The sequence below is a fragment of the Streptomyces sp. SID12501 genome (assembly GCF_010550245.1).
Taxonomy (GTDB): domain Bacteria; phylum Actinomycetota; class Actinomycetes; order Streptomycetales; family Streptomycetaceae; genus Streptomyces.
Map to the genome: position 1 here is coordinate 150046 of NZ_JAAGLU010000024.1, position 22959 is coordinate 173004.

Sequence of the window (22959 nt, forward strand, 5' to 3'; positions counted from 1 at the left end):
CAGCTCCGCGGCGAGTTGCGGCATGGGGTCTCCCGGGCAAGAGGGGAAGCAAGGAAGCCGGAAAGGCGGCTAAAGGGGGCATAAAGAGCGCTGTGGTTTCGTCATATAGCCATGAGGACGCGGTCCCGGGGGTGTTCGCCTGTCTCGGATGCCGGGATTTCACTCGGCGGACCGTCGGGTTTTCACCCGGATGTGCCCAGAACAAGGCGGGGAGCTTACGATCCTGTCCGTGTCCAAACTGACCGACGTGCCCAAACGGATCCTGATCGGGCGCGCACTGCGCAGTGATCGGCTCGGCGAAACGCTCCTGCCGAAGCGCATCGCTCTCCCCGTCTTCGCCTCCGACCCGCTCTCCTCCGTGGCCTACGCCCCCGGGGAAGTGCTGCTGGTCCTGTCGATCGCGGGCGTGTCGGCATACCACTTCAGCCCGTGGATCGCGGTCGCTGTCGTCGTGCTGATGTTCACCGTGGTCGCCTCCTACCGGCAGAACGTGCACGCCTACCCGAGCGGCGGCGGCGACTACGAGGTGGCGAACACCAACCTCGGCCCCAAGGCCGGCCTCACGGTCGCCAGCGCGCTGCTCGTCGACTACGTGCTGACCGTCGCCGTGTCCATCGCCTCCGGCATCGAGAACCTCGGCTCCGCCGTCCCCTTCGTCGTCGAGCACAAGGTGTCCTGCGCGGTCGGCGTCATCGTGCTGCTGACACTGATGAACCTGCGGGGCGTCAAGGAGTCCGGGAAGCTGTTCGCGATTCCGACGTACGTGTTCGTCGCGGGCGTCTTCATCATGATCGCGTGGGGCGCGTTCCGCAGCCTGGTGCTGGGCGACCACATGCGCGCGCCGACGGCCGGTTACGAGATCAAGGCCGAACACCAGGGACTGGCCGGGTTCGCACTCGTGTTCCTGCTGCTGCGCGCCTTCTCCTCCGGCTGTGCCGCGCTCACCGGCGTCGAGGCCATCTCCAACGGTGTGCCGGCCTTCCGCAAGCCGAAGTCGAAGAACGCGGCGAGCACGCTCGCGGCGATGGGCATCCTCGCCGTCACGATGTTCTGCGGGATCATCGTGCTGGCCATGACCACCAAGGTGCGGATGGCCGAGAACCCCGCGCACGACCTGCTGGACAAGGGCGTCGAGGTCGGCTCCGGCTACGTCCAGAACCCGGTGATCTCGCAGGTCGCCGAGGCCGTGTTCGGTGACGGCAGCTTCTTCTTCATCCTGCTCGCCGCCGCCACGGCGCTGGTCCTCTTCCTGGCTGCCAACACCGCGTACAACGGCTTCCCGCTGCTCGGCTCGATCCTCGCGCAGGACCGCTACCTCCCGCGCCAGCTGCACACGCGCGGCGACCGGCTCGCCTTCTCCAACGGCATCGTGCTGCTGGCCGGCGCCGCCATCCTGCTGGTGTGGATCTACGGGGCGGACTCGACCCGCCTCATCCAGCTGTACATCGTCGGCGTGTTCGTGTCCTTCACGCTCAGCCAGACCGGCATGGTCCGGCACTGGAACCGCCATCTGGCCACCGAGAAGGACCAGGCGAAGCGCCGGCAGATGGTCCGCTCCCGAGCCATCAACACCTTCGGCGCCTTCTTCACCGGGCTGGTGCTGGTCGTCGTACTCGGTACGAAGTTCACGCACGGTGCCTGGGTGGCGCTGCTCGGCATGGTGATCTTCTACGCGGTGATGACCGCGATCCGTAAGCACTACGACCGCGTCTCCGAGGAGATCGCCGCCCCGGAGGGCCCGAGCGACGACAGCGTACGGCCGTCGCGGGTGCACTCGGTCGTCCTGATCTCGAAGATCCACCGGCCCACGCTGCGCGCGCTCGCGTACGCGAAACTGATGCGCTCCGACACGCTGGAGGCGCTCAGCGTCAACGTCGATCCGGTGGAGACGAAGGCGCTGCAGGAGGAGTGGGAGCGGCGGGGGATCACCGTCCCGCTGAAGGTGCTCGACTCGCCGTACCGGGAGATCACCCGGCCGGTGATCGAGTACGTGAAGGGGTTGCGCCGGGAGTCGCCGCGCGACGTCGTGTCCGTGATCATCCCGGAGTACGTGGTCGGCCACTGGTACGAGCAGTTGCTGCACAACCAGAGCGCGCTGCGGCTCAAGGGGCGCCTGCTGTTCACGCCTGGCGTCATGGTGACGTCGGTGCCCTACCAGCTCCAGTCGTCCGAGGCGGCCAAGAAGCGGGCGCGCAAGCGGCAGGAGTGGAACGCGCCCGGATCCGTCCGGCGCGGGCCGGCCGAGGAGCGGACGCGCGAACCGAGCGCGAAGAACTGACGAGCCGGGGACGGCCTGCACGGCCTCCTCGGGCTTGTGGTGAGCGGTCGGGCGGCGCCCACGTAGACTGGTGGGCTGTTGTCCGGCCGTTCCTTTTTCTCTCCCCTGGAGTCACCCCGCCATGCAGGCAGAACCGAAGAAATCGCTGGCGGGGCAGGAGTACGAGGTCGAGGTCGGTCCCGTCGCCCATGGCGGCCACTGCGTCGCCCGTACGGATGACGGGCAGGTGCTCTTCGTACGGCACACGTTGCCCGGTGAGCGGGTCGTGGCCAGGGTGACGGACGGTGAGGAAGGGGCGCGGTTCCTGCGCGCCGACGCGGTGGAGGTGCTGACGGCGTCCAAGGACCGGGTCGAGGCCCCCTGTCCGTACGCCGGACCCGGCCGCTGCGGCGGCTGCGACTGGCAGCACGCCAAGCCGGGCGCCCAGCGCCGCCTCAAGGGCGAGGTCATCACCGAGCAGCTCCAGCGGCTCGCCGGTCTGACCCCGGAGGAGGCCGGCTGGGACGGCACGGTCATGCCGGCCGAGGGCGACAAGCTGCCGCCGGGCGAGGTGCCCCAGTGGCGTACGAGGGTCCAGTACGCGGTGGACGCGGACGGCAACGCCGGGCTGCGGCACCACCGTTCGCACGAGGTCGAGCCGATCGAGCACTGCATGATCGCGGCGCCGGGCGTCAGCGAGCTGGGCATCGAGAAGCACGACTGGTCCGGCATGGAGTCCGTCGACGTGATCGCCGCGACCGGCTCCCAGGACCGCATGGTCATCCTGGAGCCGAAGCCGGGCGCCCGGCTGCCCCTGGTCGAGCTCGACAAGCCCGTCTCCGTCATGCGGGTCGAGGAGCACGACGGAGGCATCCACCGTGTCCACGGCCGTGGCTTCGTCCGCGAGCGCGCCGACGGCCGTACGCACCGGGTCGGCAGCGGTGGCTTCTGGCAGGTCCACCCGGCGGCGGCGGACATGCTGACGAAGGCGGTCATGCAGGGTCTGCTCCCGCGCAAGGGCGACATGGCCCTCGACCTCTACTGCGGTGTCGGCCTCTTCGCGGGCGCCCTCGCCGACCGGATCGGCGACAAGGGCGCGGTCCTCGGCATCGAGTCGGGCAAGCGCGCGGTCGAGGACGCCCGGCACAACCTCGCCGCCTTCGACCGCGTCCGCATCGAACAGGGCAAGGTCGAGGCGGTGCTGCCGCGCACGGGTATCACCGAGGTCGACCTCATCGTCCTGGACCCGCCGCGCGCGGGAGCCGGCCGGAAGACGGTCGAGCAGCTGGTGAAGCTGGGCGCGAGGAAGATCGCGTACGTGGCGTGCGACCCGGCGGCGCTGGCTCGGGACCTGGGGTACTTCCGGGAGGGTGGGTATCGGGTGCGGACGTTGCGGGCCTTCGATCTGTTTCCGATGACCTCGCATGTGGAGTGCGTAGCGATTCTGGAACCGACCGCCAAGGGCGTCTGACCTGCTGGTTTCCTTCGTTTTCACGTTCCTGGCGGATGGTGTTGACCTGTTTCCCGACCCCCACCAGGTGAAGGGCGCCATACGCTCGGAATTTCCCGTCTGACATGGGGTTTCGTTAGGGGGATGAGGATGACGGTTGAGTTCCCTTTCCTCTCGGCAGGATGGTGGCCGACGGTCTTGACGCTCGACTGACGCCCGCTCTGATGGGTTGTCACCTTTGGTGCGAACTCGACACAGGCGTCCACCACTCCTTCCAGCGCGGCACGCTCCACCACGGCGCGTTCGCGCATGGACTGTCGGGTCGTGGTCCGGCCGTCACCAGTTCAGGCAGCGGCTGTGCTTCCCTCACAAATAGCTGGCAACAAAAGGCGACAGGCGTGAAAAGCCTGGTGCGAACCTCACCCTGCATGGTGATGGGGGTGCGGAACGCGCGCACACTGCACGAGAAGTTCAGGCTGGCGATGCACATGTGCAGCCGTGGCTTGTTCGAGGCGGCGCACAAGGGCCTCACCACGGCCACGGTCGTGGTGAAGGGCGACACCGTGGGTTACGTCGATCACGCCCCGGCGGCCGAACACCGGTCGTCGCCACGCAGGCTGCCGCTGGAGCTGGGCAGCGCCGGCAAACGTGTTCCCGGGCACTCGGCGAAGGCGGGCACCGTGGTGCGGGAGATGTCCGCCGGCTAGGGACCGGACGCGGTACGGGCCCCGTCGCCCTGCGGGACGACCTCGTAGGGAACCTAGCCTCGCTGGCTTCTACGAGGTGCCCGACCGGCTGTGCATTGCCGCCGTTACGGCGCACGCGCTGCTCGGTGGGCCGCACGGCCGCCGCCAGGAGTGGCGCGGGCCGTCGGTGATGGGTCACCGGCGGCCCGCGTACTCGCTGGCGGGCTACCGGTTATCAATTGCCCGGGCCCGGCGAGCGCCTGAGGAGGGTTGCCTCGCCGCAGCGGGAACCTTTACGGAGGTGGCTGGTTGAACAGTTGGATCAGCGCGGAAAGCGGATTGCCCGGCGGGAAGTACTCGGTCTCCACGGATTCCTTGTAGGACCCGTCCCGCCTGCGCTCCATAACCCTCTTGTGCTTCTTCCGGCCACGTGTGGCCAACAGGTACATGCCGTACATCACCACGATTCCCAGGATGGCGACCTCGATGACCGGCAGCTTCGCCTTGGCGTCCAGCAGCGCGTCGCGGACCATGTCTCTTTCTCCCGGGTCCTCCCAGGCCGTCGAAAGGATCACCAGCGCACCCTGTTCGAGGTACTCCGAATGCGAGGTCAGGAGGTGGAGAAGTTCCTCGGCCTCCGCCGCGTCAGGTGCTGCTGCTAGTGCCTCGTCCCTCATCTCCTCGTAGTCGAGGTCGTCGGTGTGTTCGGCGAGGTAATAGCGGGTCGCTTGCTGCACGGTGTCGGCGTCGGCCCCGATGTGCTCGAGAAACGCTGCCAGGGATTCCGTCATCGCCAGTCTCCTTCGAGGGTCAGGGACCACGCCAGCCAGGCTGGCAGGTCCTCGGTCGCGTCCAAGGACGCCTGCCGGAGCGCTCGTCCCAGGGACTGTCCCGCCATGAAGCGCGCCAGGGTGGCGTCGAGAACAGGCAGTGTCGCCGAGGCCACCACATCCCAGCCGGGAGCGACGACCGCCGATGTTCCCGAATGGCGCAGTGCCCCGAAGATGCCGAGGCGGTCACCCAGCCCGGCGTGGTGGCTCATGCCGCTGGAACAGGCCGCGGAGAACACCGTGCGCGAGGCGTGGGGCAACAGGACGCAGTCACGCCAACTGAGCCGGTGGGCGTTGCCCAGCGAGCTGCCGGCGGCGACCGAATCGGCCAGCGGCGCGTTTCCGCGATCGGCGAGCATCAACGCCACTTCATGCTCGACGTGATTGACGAAGCCATGGCACAGCAAAACCGCAACATCACAGTGGCGCATCACCTCCTCGAAGGCCGCTATGTCACAGGCGCCTTCCTGCGGCGCCACCGCACCCGCCCCGAGCGCCGCGGCGCGGCCTGCGGACGCGCGCAGCGCCGCGGCAACCTCGGGCTGTTCGCCCGAACGCGGCACGGTCAGGACCCCAATACGTTCCCTCGGCGGTACAGGCTGCCGCAGGAGCGAGTGGAGGGCCGTCCAGCCTGATGCGTACGACACCGACCAGTGCGGTCCGATCGCCGTGTGCCACGGCAGCCCGGCCATCGCCGCGTGGGCCAGGACGACAACATGATCGTCGGCTTCGGCGCAGGTGCGCAGCACATTGACCATCCACTCTTCGGCCCGGCGCCACTCCGCCTGGTCCAGGGGGTCGCCCCGACGGCGAGGTCTCCAGTCGAACAGGCGCTTGCGGAGACGCGCCCCCAGTCGGGCGTAGTCGATCTGTTCCTGCGGGAGGAAATACGTCGTGACGTGGCCGGCTGCGTCGATGCGCGTCAGCACGGAGCAGAGTCCGCTGTCGCGTTGATCGTCCTGGTGACGTACGTAGAACCATTCGACCACCACCAGGCCATGGCCCGGCTGGGCCAGCCGGGCCACGGCAGCGTCGGTGAACCCCTCGTCCAATACGGTCACGTCCGGCAGCCGGCGCCGCGATGCGGCCCGCCCGGCGGCGTCGCGCTGGAGCTCGGCCACCATGCGGAAGTCCGGCCACTCCACTCGCGCGGCACCGGGGCTCCGTTGCGAGGGCTCGGTCCCGCCGTCGGTGAGGACGCCGAGCAGGAGGCCGCCGATATCGGCCAGCGGGGCGGCCAGTTTCGCCGGTGCGTGGACCACCTTGCTGATGTCTGGTACACCTCCGATCTCGGCGGCCACGGCGGCCGGGACCGCCGCCAGGTGACGCCGAGCCGCTTCGGTGTCCGCGTGGGCGTACGCGTCGAAGGCCAGCTTCAGCAGGGTCATCCCGTCGGGCGCCAGGCCATGGCGTTCCCCGACCGCGTGGGCCTCGCGCCACGCCTCGGCCACGAGGTCGTCCCCTGTGGCGCCGGTGTTCATGGCGTCGAGGAGCTCGGCGCGGCACCTGTGGGCGGCGGCGGCGAGCGTCGCGTGACCCGCTGCCTCGCTCCACTCCGCGAAGGTGTGCAGCAGCGGGGGCAGAGCGGCGGCCCGCGCCTCGGCCGCCGGGTGCAGCTCGGCCCGCCTGTCCAGGAGGGCCGCCCAGGCGCGGGACTCCGTCAGCAGATCGCGGCCGTCCGCTGTGGCGGCTGCCGTGCCCTTGAGCCCCGAAGCGCTGGTCAGGAGACCGATCGCCTCGTCGCTCCGCCCGCGTACGGCCAGCCGGTGCGCCCGGAGCAGGGCGTAGTGCCGGGAGCGGTCCGTGGACGAGAGCCTCTCGGCCATGGCCAGGGCGGCCTCGGCAGCCGACCGGTCGCCGACTGCCTCGTGCGCCATGGCTTTGTACTCGAGTAGTGATGGGTCCGGGCCCAGGAGCCGTATCGCCTTCTCGATTCCGGGCAGCGCCAGGTCGGGTCGGCCCATGTCGAGTTGGGTCAGGGCGAGATTGGTGAGCGCCCAAGGGTGCCTCGGGGACGCCTCGTTCAGCAGACCGAGGACCGCCACCCGGATGGCGAGCGCCTCTGCCAAGCGTCCCGCACCCTCCAGCGCGGTGGCCCGTTCGTGGTGGAGGTTCACTCTCAGATCCGTGTCCAGTTCCGCTTCCCACGGCTGCGGGGCGGTGCCGAGCCTGGTGATCACCGACGCGGGCCGGTGCGCACGGTTCAGTGCTCCGGCCAGCCAGGTCTCCGAGCGGCCCCGTGCGGGGCCGTCCCCGCCCAGGCACTCCCGCAGGGCCTCTGCGACGGCCTCCAGGTCCTCCACCCGTCCTTGGGCGACCAGGAACTCGGCATGGAGCCGGACGAGCGGGACCAGGTCATCGGGGCCGCGCGTAGCCGCCTCGCGGCGCAGCTCCTGAACCACGCCTTCCACCGTGTTGACGGCGCTGCGCAGGTGTGCCTGGCTCATCGCTTCCATCAGGTGGGGGTGCCCGGCGCCGGTGGCGATCTCTTCGAGGAGTGCGGGCCCACCCGGCAGGGCCAAGCCCCCGCGCCCTTCGGTCATGAGCGTGGCCAGTGCCGCTCCGGCGGCCCCCCAGGCGTGCTCGTGGGGGATGGTCGCCTGCGCCCGTTCGGCCGCTACGCGGCTCGCCGTGATGTACGGCGCCGGGGGCCGCCGCGCCCGTGCCACGAGTTCGTGCGCGAAGTAGAGCTCCGCCCACTGGCTGCCCCGCGGGTTGGTAACCCCAGTGCCGGCGTGGAGGCTCGCCAGGACGGCTTCGAGGACGTAGGGCACTAGCCCCTCCTGTTCCCGAAGGACCTCGTGCGCGGCCGTGGCCAGCCGGGACCGGTCCGGGCCCCGGTCGACATAGGCGTGCAGATCCTCCTCGAAGGTCACGCCGGGCGGCGACGCGCACTTGGCGTCGATGAACGCACTCCACTCCCTGCACAGTTCGTCCAGCGCGGCAAGCTGTACGAGGGTCAGCGCGGCCAGGCGGTCGGCGTGGGCGTATCGGTGGGGCGCGACCAGGGGGGCCAGCGCAGAGTCGTCGGATTCGTCCGCGTCGGCGCCACCGAGCTCCAGTTGGGGGAACTCGCCGACCACGGCGAGGTGTCCAGCGGCGAACACGGCAGGGGTGAGCATCCGCCATTGGACGGAGATCAGCTCCGGCATCGTGCCGTCGGCGACCGCGCGGACGACGGCACGGAGCGGTACGAGCTGCCCGGCCAGCTCCGTGGTGACGGCCCGCCGCAGGGCTTCAGCGTCCGGATGCTCGACGAGCCGGGGGGCTGCCGCACCGGGGAGCAACGCCCGCAGATTCGCCCGCATGACGGACGCAGTTGGGCTGTGTCCCCTCACCTGTCCCGCTGTGTAGTAGGCGGCGCCCTTGCTGGGGAGGACCGCGATGAGCATGGGGGTCCGCCCCAGCGCTGCCTGGCATGCCGGGCAGCGCACACTGTCCAGATCGCCGCGCAGGAGCGCGCCGAGGAGGACGACGTCGGTCTCACCGATCAGACGAACGGTGCTCCCGGCGCCCCCCGGGAAGGAGGCGCCGCACCGTGCGCACCTCATCACGACGCCTGCCAGGACGAGCCGATACGGCGTGCCGCCTCACGTACCGCCTCGATCTCGCGCAGCAGGTCCGCGAGGGCGACGCGCCGCTCGTCCCCCTGCCGTTGGACGGCCCGCGCGGCGGCACGCACGATGACGTTCACGATGTCGGCACCGGACAGTCCTTCCGAGCGGGAAGCCAGCTCGCGCGGTTCGACATCCGCGGCCCGGGGCAGTTCGTCGAGCAGCATGCGCTCCCAGAGGCGCACCCGGGTCGCCTCGTCGGGCAACGGAATCTCGATATGGGCGATCATGCGGCGCACGAACGCCGGGTCGTAGTCGGCGGCGCGGTTGGTGGCGAAGACGACGACTGAGCCACCCCGGTCGAGTTCACCGAGCAGCACGGAACGGTTGAGGTTGGCGGAGTCGGCCGCCTCACCGCCCGCGTGCTCCCGGGCGGTGAGCAGCGCGTCGGCCTCGTCGAAGAACAGCACGGCACCGGTCCGCTCAGCGGTGCGGAACACCGAAGCGATGTGTTTCGGCGTGTCCCCCACGTACTTGGAGACGAGCGCGGTGTAGTCGACGACGAGCAGATCCCGCTCCAGCGCCGAGGCCATCACCTCGGCGCAGAGCGTTTTGCCCGTGCCCGGCGGGCCGTACAGGTTGACGGCCATACCGGTCCTGTGCGGTACCAGCCGGGCGAGGTTCCAGGTTTCCAGCAGCGTCTGCCGGTGGGTGACGATGGTCAGTGTCTGCCGGAGCTGCTCGAGGACGACGTCCGCCACGATCAGCTCGTCCAGCGTCCGTGCGGGCCGGCGTCGCTCGCCCGCGACCGGGTCTTTGGCGGCCGGTGGCAGTGCGGCGACGGCGGCGGGCCGGGCTGTTCCGTTGGTGCTCCATGCCGGCATGTCAGCGCTCCCCGTTCTGGTCACCGAACAGCTCGTTGTCTCTGGTCTGCACGATCTGGAGCGTCCCCTTCTCGTGGAATGCGCGCCAGCGGGCCAGCTCCTCCTCGGAGAGGTCGCCGAGCTCGGTCCACACCTCCTGCTGCTGCTTCCTCGGTGGCTGCCCCTGTCGGGCGGCGTCGACCACCACGCTGGTGAGCTTCAGGGCCCAGTGTCCGTTCGGCTGGCGAACCAGCTCCGCGGTCTGGTCGAGCAGGACCTGCCGGACACGGAGCCATGCCCTGCGGACCTCGTCCAGCTTCCGCGCCGAGAGGTCGTGGATGTGCAGGTAGGCGAGCCGCAGGTCCTGGGCCAGCGCGGGGAACCGGGCCTCGGCCCACGGCAGAAGGCTCTGTTCCGCCCATTGCAGGACCCGGAGCCAAAGGGTCTCCACGGCCTTGGCGGCCAGCCAGGCGGCACCCCCGGCGAAAGCCATCCAGATCAGGATGGGAAGCGGCATGTCACACCTCCGCCGCGGTCGGCGGATAAACGGTGAAGCGGGTCTCCGTCTCGCCGGCCATGATCCGCGCCTCGGTGACCCGGTGCGGGACGTCCAGACCGTCCGCGTAGGTCTTGTTCCGATAGACCACCGGCTTGTCGCCGTTGCGGACGACGAGTTCGACGACCCGCACGTACGGTCCTTCGATGTACTCGAAGATCACCGTGAGGGCGATCAGAATCTCCCTCAACCGGTCGACGAGCGTTTCGTCCACCGGCTCTTCGCCCCCGGACGAGAGCACACGGGGGTCGTCCTCCTCGCACAGTCGCATCAGGGCGACCCGCAGGGGCGCGGGCGGCGCGGGCAGGAGCTGAGCCATCCGGCCCGCCACCCGGCGGTACACATCTCGCTTGTGGTGCACGAGGCGGAGATCGGCCTGATCACCGTCGCCGTCCCCGTCCTTCCGGAAGGCGCGCCGAAAACGTTGGGTGATGGCGGACCTGGTTGCGGTGGCTTCCTCCGGGTCTTGGCCGGTCATTGTGCCTCCTCGTCGTCAGGACGCGGCGTGCGCGGCTGGCCCCCTCGGGGAGCCGCGTCTCCAAGGTCGCAGGGCGGCGAGCGGAGGGCGATATGCCCAGTGTGCGTGTACGGGGATGGAAACCTCCCTGCACGAGGTGTAGTTGCCTTCACCTGTTGGTTCGCCCCATGGTGGTCCGGCTCGCTGACTAGGCTTGCGGTCATGCTCATCCGAGTCGTACTGGCCGAGGACGACGTGCTCCTGCGCAAGGGCCTGGCCCAACTGATCGATGCGGCACCCGGTCTGGAGGTCGTGGGGGAGGCGGCGGACCTCTCGACGGCTCTGGAGCAGGTCGACGCTCTGCGTCCCGACGTCGTCGTGACGGACATCAGGATGCCGCCCACCAAGAAGGACGAAGGAATCCGGCTCGCCGCGCTGCTGCGTGAGCGGCACCCCTCGACCGGTGTCGTGGTACTCAGCCAGCACAAGGAACCCGCGTACGCGTACGCGCTGTTCGAACACGGTGTCGCTGGTCGTGGGTACCTGATCAAGGAACGAGTCGCGGAGGTGAAGGATCTGACGGATGCCGTACGGCAGGTGGCCGCGGGACTGTCGGTCGTCGACCCCGCCGTGGTCGAGACCATGGTGCGCGCCCGGCGAGGCGGCAGGCGGTCCCCGCTGGACGCACTCACGGCCCGGGAGCTGGAGGTGCTCGGTCATATGGCGCAGGGGAAGAGCAACGCGGCGATCGGCAAGGCTCTCCAGTTGACGGAGGGGGCGGTGCAGAAGCACACCAACTCAATGTTCGCGAAGCTTGGGATCGCCGAGGAACGGGACATCAACAAGCGGGTACGTGCGGTGCTGCTCTTCCTCGACCAATGACGGCGGCGTCGGGCGTATCGCGGACTGGCACGGCCTCCGCGGCCGCCCACAAAAGGAAATGGGCCGTGAGGCGGGCCCTCACTCCGCCCGCAGCTCTGTGGACACCGCGCGGTCCTCCTTCCGCGTCCAGGCGGTGGGAAGCACCATGCTCGCGACGAGCACAGCCAGGGCGGCGGCCGTTACCCACGCGCCCGGAAGCAGCACATCCCCCTCCACCCCCGACGTGGTTGCCACCTCCCACCACACCAGCCGGCCCAGGCCCAGCCCCATCGGGACACCGAGTGCCAGGGCCGGTGCGACGAGCGCCGCAACCATGGTGACGCGTAGCGCACCAACCCGTGCCGGGGTGAACCCCAGTGCCCGGACCACGGCCGTCGCCCGCCGACTGCGCCGCCGCGTCTGCCACAGGGAGTGGGTGACGGCTATGACCACCCCGGAGGCCAGCACGCTGGTCAGGAAGTCGAGCAGGGGTCGCAGCCCGTCGAGGGTTGTGATCTCCCTGGGCGTCTCGGCACCGTAGATCTCGAGGGTGTGCTCCATAGACGCCCGCAGGGCTTCGAGCCGGCCGGGCTCCGCCGTGATGCGGGCGTCCTGTCTCGGCGGTGTCACCGCCACCCGGTCGAGACCGGACGGGGAGAGGACCGCGCTCGCGCCGAGACGCTCGCTCGCGTCGATCGGCTGGTTGGTGATGACGCCGACGACGCGCAGCGTCGCGGTGGATCCGTCGGCAAGGGTGACGACGAGACGGCCGTCCCGCTTCCGGCCCTGGAGCTGGTCGGCGAGCCGCGGCCCGAGGGCCACCTCATCCGCCGCAGCGGGGCGTCGACCCGAGATCACGGTCACTTCTCGGGCGCTCTTGACCGGCCGATAGGCGTAGGCGCGCACCATTTCGCCGGCCAGGACGACTTCACCGATGCTCACGACGTCGATCGCCGCGACCCTGGCATCGGTGGCCAGGCGGGCGACGTCCGGAGCCTTGGCGTCCATCAGCGAGATGTCGGCGGGCGCCCCGTAGCGCGAGGGAGTGGACACCAGCCTATCCAGGCTAGTCGAGAACGTCGAGACAGCGACGCTCAGCGTGACGACCGCCGCCAGTCCGAGGACTTGGGCGGCCATACCGGTGCCATGGCCCTGTCCGGGCCCCCAGGCCATGCGCAGCCCGGCCAGGAGGACCGGGCTACGCCGTACGAGCGGAAGCCATGGCCCGCGCCGCGGCGTTGCGTTGCCCGCGAGCGTGCTGCGCAGGACCGCCGCGGCCGTCGCACCGGAGAGCGCGAGGTGGATCAGGGCGATGGACGTCCCGCCGATGAGCGCGATCCCCGGGTTTGGCAGGTAGCCGGGCGTGGGCTCGAACGCCCGCAGCGCGCCGAGCGGCTCCAGCAGTCCGGCGGCCAGACCGGTCGCCGTACTCGTCGAGCCCGCGACCGTCGCACCGGGTAGGGCGGCCGCCGTTCTCGCCACCGCCCGTTCGAGGCGTGTCATCCCAAGAGCCGCCTCGACGCGGTGGGCGGTGAGGCTCTGGGCGTGCCGGCGGTTGAGGGCCTGTGTCGTGATCAGGAGCGCGGCCACGGCGGTGACCCCCGCCGACATGGTGAGCCCGGCGACCAGGACCCGGCGCACGGGGGCCACCAAGGGGTCCTCGGTCGCCGTCGGATACCGCACCTGCGGCGGCCCCAGTTCCGCCAGCTCCGGGGGCGCCGGGTTGGCCGTGGCGAGAGCGGTGAAGGCCCGGTCGAAGTTCCGCCGGGGCTTGTCACCGGGAGCCAGCCGCAGAAACGAGACATGACCGGCGGACGAGGACACGTACCGGTCGGTGAACGCGGGAGTTGCGATGGCGGTGCCCGCATCGCTTCCCCACAGCGGCATCCTTCCGATGCCGACGACGTGCAACGTCACCCGCGGACCGGCCGGCTTGCCGAAGCCGACGCCGAAGCGGGCGACCTGCTGACCCGTCAGCAGCGTCATGTCGATAGTCGAACCGGCCGAGACGCCGGATGCCCGGGCGTAGTCCTCGGAGAGCAGGACCTCATGCGGTGAGCCCTCCCGCGGCTCACGGCCCTCGAGCAGCACAGGCCGGACGAGGTCGGCCGGATGGCCGGGCCCCGCTATGACGCTCAGATAGGTGAGGGGGCCACTGTCCAATTGGCCGACCCAGATGTGCGGCGCCCATGATTCCTCTACCCCCGGCAGGGACGCCACCTTCTGGAGCAACGCGTCCTGCGCGCCCACGACATGCGTGACCGCGTCCGGGCGGTGCACCGCTGCCACAAGCCTGGGGAAGGCCGAGTCGGTGCGCTGGGCGACCGTGAGAATGGCCAGTACGCACCCCCCGATCAGGCCGAACATCAAGCCGATGACCAGTGAGCCGCGCCACCGGCTGCGCCAATCGGCCTTCGCGACCGCCAGGACGGCGCCCCACTGCACGTCACGCCTCCTTGCACAGCGGCACGAACCCGCACACCGTGGTCCCGGCCCCTGGCGCCGACTTACAGGTCAGCTCGCCGCCGAGTGCCCGCAGTCGGTCCTTCATGTTCAGCAGACCTCTGCCGCGGTGAACGGACGCGGGGTCGAAGCCCGGGCCGTCGTCCCGGACCATGAGGTGCAGCCGGCCCCCAGACGCCCACAGGCAGACCGACACGGAGACGCCCGGCGGCGCATGCTTGGCGGCGTTCTGCAACGCCTCCACGCAGCAGAAGTAGACCGCCGCCTCCACTCCGGGCGCGTAGCGGGTGCTGTCCGGCACATCCACGGTCACCGGGGCGGTACTGCGTGCCGCCACCGCTTTCAGCGCCGCACGCAGACCGAAATCGGTCAGCACCGCAGGGTAGATGCCGTGTGCCAGGTCCCGCAGCGCGTCCGCTACCTCCTTGACACGTTCGGTCAACGCATCGAGGTCCGCCAGACAGGCCGCGCGTTCCCGGTCGCCGAACCGTGCCGCGCGGCACAGTGAGTTGCGGACCCGGCCGATGGCGGCGACGAGTCCGGTGATATGTGCTTGCGCACCGTCGTGGAGGTCGCGCTCGATCGCGGCCCGGGCGGCGTCCGCCGCGGTGACCAGGCGGCTGCTCGACTCCTCCAACTGCTGGTTCATGCGCCGCAGATCGCGCAGGGTGTCTCCCAGTCGCTCGTCGAGTTCCCTGTTGCGCAGCACCATGGCCAGTCGCTGGGCGACCTCCATCAACGCCCGCTCCTCGGCCTCACCGAACCGGTCTGCGTCGTCGTCCCGCTCGACGACAACGAGGGCGAGGACGTCCCGGCCATGGACGGCGGGTGCGAGGCGCAACTCGCAGGCCGTCCGGGCTCGGAGGAGACCCGGCAGCCAGTTGTGCAGCCAGCCGGATCCCGCGACCGAGACCCTGCGGAGCAGGTGGATGTCCTTCGCCTCCACGTCACCCGGTGGTTCAGCCGGCCTTGGTACGGATACGGAGCAGCGCAACGCACCCTCCTCGGCGGTCCACAGGTGAACCGCCGAAAGCTGCCAGTGACGGCGTAACGCCTCGGCAAGCTCGCGCAGCAGTTCTGCCAACTCCGCGCCATGCGCGGAGCGGGAGGAGAAGACGGCCAGGAGATCGTCCGGAAGCCGTGCCGGGGGAGGTGCCCACCGGCGCAGTGCGGGTGACACGCGCCGGGCCGACGGGACGGCGAGCACGGCGGCCAGTGCGATGCCGGCCGTGGCCGCTCCCATCAGCTCGCCCTCGCCCTCGCCGTGGTCGGGCAGACGTCCGAGCAGCAGTACGGTCCCGGCGACACCGGCCATGACGGCCAGGGCGGTCGCCACCACCCAGGCGGCGACCGCGGTGGCGGGGCCACTGACCTGTCGGGAGCCGCCGACGAAGCCCGCGATCGGCCACAACAGGACGGCGGGAACGACGACAGTCAGGACCATCACCAGCAATGACGGCCCTCCGGTCACCCACCGGACGAGAAGCAGGGCACTGCCTGTGCCTGCCGCCACCACAACGGCCGAGGCGGCCAATGACACCTGGGCTCGAAGTGCCACCGCACTCGACTGTCCGGTTGGGATCATGCCGGCCCGCCTCCGTCCGCCATGTCCTCCCCCGACCCGGCCTCCAGACAGCCGTCCCGCATGTGCACGATCCGGCGCGCCGCGGCGGCGACCTCCGGATTGTGCGTGACCAGCACGATGGTCTGCCCGTCCCGGTGAAGCCGTTGCAGCAACTCGATGATCTCCCTAGTCCCGCCCGAGTCGAGGGCTCCAGTGGGCTCATCCGCCAGCAGAAGCGTGGGCCGGTTGGCGAGCGCCCGGGCGATGGCCACCCTCTGGCGTTGCCCACCGGACAGCGTGTGCGGTAAGTCCCCCGCTCTGCCGAGCAGCCCCAGGGTGTCCACCAGAGTGATCGCTCGCCGCTCGCTGTCGGCGGCGGAGGCACCACTCAGGAGCGCGGCGAGCTTCACGTTCTCCAACGCGGACATCTGGGGGACCAGTTCGAAGAACTGGAAGACCATGCCGATGTGTCTGCGCCGCATCCTGGCACTCTGCGCGGCCGACAGTCTCTCGACCCGCGAGCCGGCCACCGCGATGGCGCCCTCGTCCGGTTGGTCGAGGGCCGCGACAAGGTTCAGCAAGGTGGACTTCCCGCACCCTGATGGCCCCATGATGGCGACGAAGTCGCCCACGCTCACGCGGAAGTCGACTCCGCGCAATGCTCGTACCGATGCGGCTCCCGTCTCGTAAGTCTTGAACAGTCCCCGTGTGACGAGGACATCGTTCCCCTCCCGTGCCCGCACACGACCAGCGTAGACAGCTACGGGTCGGTAGGTGCAGGAACCATGGCATCTGCCGCACGCGGTGACGTGTCAGGCGCGGCCGCCGACGTCGTACCACTCGACGAGCTCACGGACCGCCCGCCCGACGAGGCCGCTGTCTGCGTCACTCCGAGCCCGTGACGTGGGCCGGGCGATCACGCGCCGGAGGGCGGCTGCCCGCTGCCGTTCCTGCGCACGGTACGCGGCGTTCTGCTCCAACGTAACCTGCCCGCACAGTCCATCCACGACGAGGCCCGGCGGCGAGTGAAGTGAGCCGGGCGCTGAAGGAGAGTGTGCACATGAATCCCACGTCCGCCGCCGTGACCGCGGCGGTAGTGCATCGCGGACGTCTCGGCGGCCCTTCGACATGCAAACCTGGGGCACTTGGACGGTACTAGCCACGCTGGCTGAACACTCACAGGCTACGTGAACTGGTACATGTCGATCCCCAACCGATCACGCCCGACTGGGCCGATCGATGGGCGGCGATGTTGGAGCACGCCCGCACCCGAGGATGGCTGCGGGCAGACGCTGTCCGGGGCGCACATCGTGGGCATCACGGAAACCTCACGCACCTCCGTTGCACCGGTCACTCTGTCACTGGCGAGCCGATGCGCCCGGGGAGCTGGGCTGCAGGTCAGTGCAAAGAAGAGGCAAGCCTTCGCCCCAGCCAGTCGCCGGTTGATCACGACGGGCAGGCTCGCACCGTGACGCTCGTTTGACGCTCAGGGCCCCAAGATGTCGTCCACCGAGCCGAGAACCCGGCCCTGAACTGCGGTTTCTGTTGACTCGTTCCCTGTGACATCTTTCCGATGACGCACCATGTGGAGTGCGTGGCGATTCTGGAGCCTGCTGCCAAGGGTTCCTGACCTGCAGCTTTGCGCGTGCGCATTGTGTGCGGTGTGGGCGTTACGGGCGATATCCTGACGCTGGAACGGCGCTCGTGACGCTCGTTCCGATGGGGAGTCAGGCGAACTGTTGGGCTGGGCGGGCCCCGTAGGGCGGCGCGGCGGGGCCAGGGCTGTGCGCTGGAGGCCGGCCTTGTTCCTCCGCGGCAGCGGGCGGCTCACCTCCGCTCGCGCGGAGAGCACGTCTGCCGGCCTACCCGGGTGTGCTGGTACAGCTTCGCTGTGCCGCGTCCGCTGGAACGGGATCCGCTCACCGGCCGCAGCTTCCACGATGAACCGGGTGCGGCCTGGAATGTGTTCCTCGGCTCCCTCGGACAGTAGCCTTTTGCAGGTCTGCCCCCGATCTCTGTTGGGGCAGACCTGCGTCCGCCTACGGCCGTGCCTTCTCGTACAACGCCCGGGTGATCGCCACCCAAGTCTCCTTCGGCAATGTCGGAATCCGGTCCTCCTTCGCGTCGATCAGGAGTTCCTGCAGGATCTGGTGGTCGGCCGGGGCGTCGGAGGAGGCGATCGAGCTGAGGTACTTGGTGAGCTGAGGGCTCTGGGTCTTCGTGGCTCGGGGTTCGACGAGCCAGATGAAGAACCAGCGGATCATGCGGGCGGTGCGCTGGGTGTGGAGGTCGGTCAAGCACGGGTCCGGGAGGCCGGGGGGTGTTGTGATCCGGAAACCGCTCGCCAGGAGGCTGGTGAGGAGGTCGCGGGCCGACTCCTCCGCCTGGACGGCGGGTGGGAGGTGTTCGAGGACGATGTTCTGGGCGGCGTAGGGCAGGGATTGCCGGAGGAGGGACAGGAGGTCCTCGTGGTGGAATTGGGCCAGGCGTTCCTCGGCCTTGTGCCTGAGGTCGGCGGCGCGTTCCGCCGGGTTCGTCGCGCGGATCAGGTCCTCGGCCAGCGCTCGGATCTGAGATGTCTCCATGCGGGCCCGGCGGCCCCTGTGCACCCAGAACTTCGAGACCGCCGATCTTCCCGCGACCGGCTGGTCGAAGAACTCCGGCAACGCCTCTTCCTCCAGGGCGCGTTGGCGGTTCGGCGTCAGCCGGTCGGTGATCGTTCCCATCGCCGGGGTTGTCGCGGAACCCATTTCGGCGCCCGTAGCGGGGCTCGCCGCGTGGTGGGTGGTGGGCGGGTCCGCCTGCGGGGAGAACTCGGGAGGCGGGTTCGGTGGTGGAGGGTACTGGGGTGGGGTGTTCGGTGGCTCCGGGTATCTGTGGTGGGCCCCCTGTCCTGACCGTCCGGACCGCCTGTGCTGTCCTGGCTGCCTGGGCTCCACGGTCTGCCCGGACGTGTATGTCCCCTGTGCCGCCGCGGACGTTGATCCGTCCGGCGATGGCGATGGCGGCGACGACGCCGACGACGGAGTCCCCGTGCCGGACCGCTGCGCTTCCGTCGCTTCGAGTGAGCCCTGCCCCTCCTCCGTGGGACTCCCCGCCTGCCGTAGCCCTGTCGCCGGCTCCGCCGTCGGGCGGGAGTGTGGGGAAGGGGGCAACTCCGGTTCTTTGTGAAGCTGTTGGCGCCACTCCGCTGGGGAGGACCAGCTTGCGTCGGAGGCCGGAGTGCGCCGGGCCGGCGGATGGGCAGGCAACTCGTCCTGGATGTAAGGATGTTGTGGCGGAGCGGGCTCCTGGTTCCGTTCCGGGGCCGGGGGTGGGGAGATCACGGGGACGGAACCCGTGTCCGTAGTTCCCGGGCCCTCGTATCTGGTGGGCCACACTTCGCGGAGCCGGGTGTGGAAGCGCCGTAGCTCGGGGTCGGTCGTGTTCGGGTCGGTGTCCAGCAGGCGGTGGTACTTGACGGCTGGCCAGTGCAGGTAGTGGTCCACGAGGGTGGCGGCGAGTTTGGAGGCCAGGTCCGTGCCGGGGTCCAGCAGGTCGATCCGGCGCAGACGGCTGTCCTCGGTGGGGGAGACACGCCAGGCCGGGACGAACACCACCCGGTACGCCTGGTCGTCCATCGTGTCGAAGGTGGCGAACTGCCAGCTTCCCGAGCCTCGGTCCAGCGAGGAGCCGAAGATCCACCACAGACCCCACAGCACCAGGAGTGCTGGCTCCGGCAACTCCCTTACGGGGGGCACCGGTTGATGCTCCAGGGTCTGGGCGTGCGCCTTGGCCAGGGACTCGTCCAGCTCGCCCACGAGAGCCGACAGCCGGGCCCCCGGAGTGCGCAGGAACTGGGCCACCAGACAGAGCAGCGGGCGCCGGACCAGCCGTACGTTCTCCCACATGCGGTTCCGCATGTGGTTGGCAAGGGCGTTGAGCCGTTCGCGCGGCATCGGGTCGATCCGCCCCGTCACCCGGTCGGCCCAGCCCTGCTCCGCCCAGGGAACCGCGCCCAGGCTGACGCAGTACAGCGGCACCAGGAGCTTCGCCGGTCCCAGCAGCGCATGGCACACCGTGCTGTCGCGCCCGTGGGCGTCGGAGCCCGGGGTGCGGCGGACGAGGAGGACCCGGCCGCCGGGGATGATGTGCCGGACCAGGCTGGGGCGCTGCTCGCCGCCCATGACGCGGAGGACTGGGCCGAGCCGGTCGGCGAGTGCGCGTGCCTCGGGCTCGGGGCAGGAGTAGGCGACCGCGGCGATCCCAGCGCCCCGGTGGCCGAGGTTGCCGGCCCAGCGGAACACGACCTGGTGCACCTGGTCGTCGGGTGCGGCCGTGTCGCCGGGGCGGCCGGGCTGCGTACGTGTCACAAGCCCACCGCCGCCGGTCCGTCCTCGGTGCCGTCGTCGAGCAGTCCGCACATGGCGAGCACCGAGATCAGCGGCTCCAGCACTCGCAACGGCCGGGTGCCGTGCGGGAATCTGCCCTCGTGGTCGTGGCTGCCGGTGGCCGAGGCGAAGTGCAGGGTACAGCGCAGCACGCTGTCGAAGGGACCGACCCACGCCTGCCCGGTGTGGTGCCGCAGGAACGAGTACGCGTCCCGGCTCTCCTCCACGAACCGCTCGGCCATCCGCCGTTCCGGCGGGGGTTCGCCCAGCCAGCGGTCCACGGGCGGTTCGAACCGCACCAGATCGCTCTTGTTGATCACCACCGCCGCCGCCACCCCGAGATACTGCCCGCCCGCGCGCGGCAGCCGGTCCAGTACGGTTTGGAACGCCGGATCGCCGCCCCGGGTGTAGCCGAGGTCGCCGCGCAGCGGGTCCAGATACGGCATCGGCAGCGCCCGCAGCGGGTCCACCACGAAGATCAGCGCGTCCACGCCCACCATGAACCGGGTCAGCGCGTCCGTGCGGCGCAGGTCCTCACCGGCCAGGTCGAAGAACGCCACCGGCCGAGCCAGCCCGTCCGGGCGGCTCAGCAGCAGCGCGTCCACGAGTGCGGCGAACTCACCGGCGCTGCGGGTGTGCTCCAGCATCGTCCCGGACCGCAGCCGCTCCACCCGCTCGGTCATGAACGTCTGGTGGTCCTGCGGGTTCACCGACTGCATCTGCAGCCCGTACCGCTTCAGGCCGCCGTCGGCGATCTCGGCGATCATCTGGGTAAGCAGATGTGTCTTGCCGGTGGCAGAGTCCCCGACCATCGCCACCGTCAGCGGACTGCCGTTGGTCAGGTACGGCGCCGGGACGTAATGGGCTTGCCCACCCTCGGAGTTGCCGCACCGCTGATAGGCGGAGCGGAGGGTGTCGGCGAGCCGCAGCGGACTGATCCGCCGGTCCACGTGCAGCTCCTCGAACAGCTGCTTGTCGTTGCGAGCGAACAACTGCTGCTCGTCGTAGGAGATGATCTCCAGGCAGTACGGGCAGAGGATCTCCTGCGCGGTGGCGCCCGGCGGCATCGGAACGGTCATCGGCGGGTGTCTCCTTCGGACCGGCTCCCGCCGGGCTCGTTCGTGCCGGAGGTACGGCCTCCGCTGATCCAGGTGCGCAGCCGGCCGCGTTCGCGGGTCGGATACTCGTAGCCGGTGGACTGCGTCGGCGGTGCCCCGCCGTACCCGGGCCCGTCCGCGCCGTAGCCGCCCGGGACCCCGGTGTGTTCCTGCTCCGGGAGGTACGGGGCGTGCGCCGGGGGCGGCGGGGCGAGGGAGGCGTGCTTACGGCGCCGGACCTCGTCGAACTCCCGCCGGTGGTGCTCCAGCGGGTCCGGCAGCAGCACGCTCGCCGCCTCGGCGGCGACCTCGGGCACCAGACTGCGCAGCAGCGCGTCCGGCGTCGGCCGGTCCTGAGCGTGCCGGGCGAACACCTGGCCCAGCGTCTCCGTCACCGACCGCTGCGCGGCAAGGTCGGCGGGTGGACCGTCGGCGTTACCCGGCCGACCGGTGACCAGGTGGTACATCACCTGCGCCACGCTCCACAGCGCGTCCCGCGCCTCCGTCGTGCCCACCCCGTTCCGCTGCTCGGGCGAGGCGTACGGCGGGATGCCGTACGGCATCCGGGGACGCCCGGCCCGCACCACCGAGCCCAGGTCCCACACCTGCACGCCCTGCGCGTCCCAGCGGACGGCGCCCGGCACGATGCCCCGGTGCACCAGGCCGACCGCCTCCATCAGCCGTACGGCCAGAACCAGATCGCGCTCGACGGCCCGCTGGTCGCCCATCGATACCCGCTCGGTCGGCCCGGACAGCGGGCGTCCGCGCGGTACGGCGTACAGCACGAACGGCGCCAAAGTGTTGACGTCGTAACCGACCGGCGTCGGGAAGAGACCCGCGAAGCGGGTGCCCGCGTACGCCCGGTGCAGCGCCAGCGCGGCGGTGATCTCCGCCTGGAGCAGGGTGTACGCCTCCCGGTCCGCGCCCGCCTCCTGCGGCAGCCGGACCTGGAAGCCCTGCCAGCCGTCCTCGAAGCGGACCGGCCGGGCCAGCGCGGGCGGCCGGACCAGACGCGGCCGGTCCGGCCCGAACCTGGCCCGCACCCGGTGCGTGACGCCCTGCGGCGAGACGAACGAGAACTCCACGGCAGCCTCCCGGGACGCGGCAGGGCCGGTCTTCCGGCCGGTGTGCTCGCGGGGCCCCCTCCGCTCCGCGCGGTCACCCTCCGCGTCGTGGACGGACTCCTGACGGGCGCTCGGCCGGGGGTCGGCCGCCGCGTACGGCTCCGGCGCCGGCCCGAACCGGTCCGGGTGCGGTGCGGGCCGGTGGTCGTTCACCATGACTTCCCCACTGTGTTGGTCCGTGCGCCGGGGGCGCGGTCGGTCGTCGTCGTACGGGTACGGTTCACCGCTGCGCCCATTCCTCGCCGGGGTCCGGGACGGTTCCGGTCGTGCCGCGGTCCGGGCCGGGGAGGGGGCCGTCGTCGGCCCAGGTGCGCACGCGCACGTTCTCCACCACACCGGCACGCAGCGGGACCAGCCGCAGCGTGCCGGCGAAGCGGCCGGACGCCGTCCACACCATCGCGGCCGGCACGGCGTCGGGACCGAGCCCGCCTGCGCGCACCTCCATCACGGGCCGTACGGCCTGCGGGGCGAATGCGATGGACCGCGCCTCGGCCGGGTCCCGGCTGAGCAGCGAGAGCTGCGCCGGGGGGCACAGCAGCAGCGGTCTGCCCTGCTCCGAACCGGTGTTGAGCACGTCCCGGACCCGCTGCGCCCCGATGCCCAGCAGCGCCGAGGCGTCTCCCCGCACCCGGTCCTGCCGTGCGTAGGGCGGGGCGGGAACCACCCCGTTGTCGCGCAGGCCCAGCCCGGCCGCCGCGATGGCCCGGGACACGGTGGCCTCCAGCGTGGTCGGAGCCCCGCCCGCACCGCCGTCGGAGCCGGTGTGGCCGCGCAGCGCGGCCACCGTCGCGTCGGCCAGGTCCGCGACAAGGGTCGGCACCAGGTCG

15 protein-coding genes and 1 pseudogene are annotated in these 22959 nt (G+C 70.5%); 4 read left to right on the forward strand and 12 right to left on the reverse strand.

The features are described 5' to 3' along the window. Window positions 1-229: 229 nt before the first annotated feature. The 3 genes from G3I71_RS27645 (at window position 230) to G3I71_RS27655 (ending at window position 4414) form a co-directional block, all read left to right on the forward strand. A complete protein-coding gene (locus G3I71_RS27645; protein ID WP_164318472.1) occupies window positions 230-2278 on the forward strand; it encodes an APC family permease in 2049 nt (682 codons plus the stop codon). Window positions 2279-2399: 121 nt separating this feature from the next. Next, window positions 2400-3728: a class I SAM-dependent RNA methyltransferase gene (locus tag G3I71_RS27650; RefSeq protein ID WP_164318474.1), complete on the forward strand. Its 1329-nt coding sequence runs from the start codon at window positions 2400-2402 to the stop codon at window positions 3726-3728. 419 nt (window positions 3729-4147) lie between these two features. Next, on the forward strand, window positions 4148-4414 hold the full coding sequence (locus tag G3I71_RS27655) for a hypothetical protein (RefSeq protein WP_164318476.1): 267 nt from the start codon (window positions 4148-4150) through the stop codon (window positions 4412-4414). Between the two features lie 272 nt (window positions 4415-4686). Here the strand turns inward: G3I71_RS27655 and G3I71_RS27660 are convergent, their stop codons facing one another. From G3I71_RS27660 to G3I71_RS27680, 5 genes are read right to left on the reverse strand one after another with little or no spacing between them, the layout of a single operon-like run. After that, on the reverse strand, window positions 4687-5184 hold the full coding sequence (locus G3I71_RS27660) for a hypothetical protein (RefSeq protein WP_164318478.1): 498 nt from the start codon (window positions 5182-5184) through the stop codon (window positions 4687-4689). Next, window positions 5181-8774 carry a CHAT domain-containing protein gene (locus tag G3I71_RS27665; RefSeq protein WP_164318480.1) on the reverse strand — a complete coding sequence of 1198 codons (3594 nt, stop codon included), beginning with the start codon at window positions 8772-8774 and terminating at the stop codon, window positions 5181-5183. The genes G3I71_RS27660 and G3I71_RS27665 overlap by 4 nt, the downstream gene beginning before the upstream one ends. Continuing rightward, a complete protein-coding gene (locus G3I71_RS27670) occupies window positions 8774-9661 on the reverse strand; it encodes an ATP-binding protein (RefSeq protein WP_164318482.1) in 888 nt (295 codons plus the stop codon). Before G3I71_RS27670 ends, G3I71_RS27665 begins: the two co-directional genes overlap by 1 nt. 1 nt (window position 9662) lies before the next feature. Continuing rightward, window positions 9663-10157 (reverse strand): hypothetical protein, encoded by a 495-nt coding sequence (locus G3I71_RS27675; protein WP_164318484.1) that lies wholly within the window; start codon window positions 10155-10157, stop codon window positions 9663-9665. A gap of 1 nt (window position 10158) precedes the next feature. Then, the gene (locus G3I71_RS27680; protein ID WP_164318486.1) at window positions 10159-10674 is read right to left on the reverse strand and encodes a hypothetical protein; all 516 of its coding nucleotides are present in this window, start codon (window positions 10672-10674) and stop codon (window positions 10159-10161) included. 201 nt (window positions 10675-10875) lie between these two features. Between G3I71_RS27680 and G3I71_RS27685 the strand changes: the two genes are divergently transcribed. Beyond that, a complete protein-coding gene (locus G3I71_RS27685) occupies window positions 10876-11535 on the forward strand; it encodes a response regulator transcription factor (RefSeq protein WP_164318488.1) in 660 nt (219 codons plus the stop codon). Window positions 11536-11613: 78 nt separating this feature from the next. On the opposite strand, the gene G3I71_RS27690 is transcribed toward G3I71_RS27685, so the two are convergent. From G3I71_RS27690 to G3I71_RS27720, 7 genes and pseudogenes are all read right to left on the reverse strand, one after another. Then, complete coding sequence (locus tag G3I71_RS27690) at window positions 11614-13959, reverse strand: FtsX-like permease family protein (protein WP_164318490.1); 2346 nt, start codon at window positions 13957-13959, stop codon at window positions 11614-11616. Between the two features lies 1 nt (window position 13960). Continuing rightward, a complete protein-coding gene (locus G3I71_RS27695) occupies window positions 13961-15562 on the reverse strand; it encodes an ATP-binding protein (RefSeq protein WP_164318492.1) in 1602 nt (533 codons plus the stop codon). After that, window positions 15559-16284: an ABC transporter ATP-binding protein gene (locus G3I71_RS27700; RefSeq protein ID WP_164318494.1), complete on the reverse strand. Its 726-nt coding sequence runs from the start codon at window positions 16282-16284 to the stop codon at window positions 15559-15561. The genes G3I71_RS27695 and G3I71_RS27700 overlap by 4 nt, the downstream gene beginning before the upstream one ends. 1296 nt (window positions 16285-17580) lie before the next feature. After that, a complete protein-coding gene (locus G3I71_RS27705; RefSeq protein ID WP_164318497.1) occupies window positions 17581-19893 on the reverse strand; it encodes a hypothetical protein in 2313 nt (770 codons plus the stop codon). Continuing rightward, window positions 19890-20990: a hypothetical protein gene (locus G3I71_RS27710; RefSeq protein WP_164318499.1), complete on the reverse strand. Its 1101-nt coding sequence runs from the start codon at window positions 20988-20990 to the stop codon at window positions 19890-19892. Before G3I71_RS27710 ends, G3I71_RS27705 begins: the two co-directional genes overlap by 4 nt. Next, entirely contained in the window at window positions 20987-22288 is a 1302-nt protein-coding gene (locus G3I71_RS27715; protein ID WP_164318502.1) for a hypothetical protein, read from the reverse strand. Before G3I71_RS27715 ends, G3I71_RS27710 begins: the two co-directional genes overlap by 4 nt. A gap of 64 nt (window positions 22289-22352) precedes the next feature. After that, window positions 22353-22959: pseudogene (locus G3I71_RS27720) on the reverse strand (hypothetical protein); the annotation flags it as partial.

Coding starts and splice junctions, on each gene's coding strand:
- G3I71_RS27650 (WP_164318474.1), top strand. CDS start 2,400: ATGCAGGCAGAACCGAAGAAATCGCTGGCGGGGCAGGAGTACGAGGTC.
- G3I71_RS27660 (WP_164318478.1), bottom strand. CDS start 5,184: ATGACGGAATCCCTGGCAGCGTTTCTCGAGCACATCGGGGCCGACGCC.
- G3I71_RS27665 (WP_164318480.1), bottom strand. CDS start 8,774: ATGAGGTGCGCACGGTGCGGCGCCTCCTTCCCGGGGGGCGCCGGGAGC.
- G3I71_RS27670 (WP_164318482.1), bottom strand. CDS start 9,661: ATGCCGGCATGGAGCACCAACGGAACAGCCCGGCCCGCCGCCGTCGCC.
- G3I71_RS27675 (WP_164318484.1), bottom strand. CDS start 10,157: ATGCCGCTTCCCATCCTGATCTGGATGGCTTTCGCCGGGGGTGCCGCC.
- G3I71_RS27680 (WP_164318486.1), bottom strand. CDS start 10,674: ATGACCGGCCAAGACCCGGAGGAAGCCACCGCAACCAGGTCCGCCATC.
- G3I71_RS27685 (WP_164318488.1), top strand. CDS start 10,876: ATGCTCATCCGAGTCGTACTGGCCGAGGACGACGTGCTCCTGCGCAAG.
- G3I71_RS27695 (WP_164318492.1), bottom strand. CDS start 15,562: ATGATCCCAACCGGACAGTCGAGTGCGGTGGCACTTCGAGCCCAGGTG.
- G3I71_RS27710 (WP_164318499.1), bottom strand. CDS start 20,990: ATGACCGTTCCGATGCCGCCGGGCGCCACCGCGCAGGAGATCCTCTGC.
- G3I71_RS27715 (WP_164318502.1), bottom strand. CDS start 22,288: ATGGTGAACGACCACCGGCCCGCACCGCACCCGGACCGGTTCGGGCCG.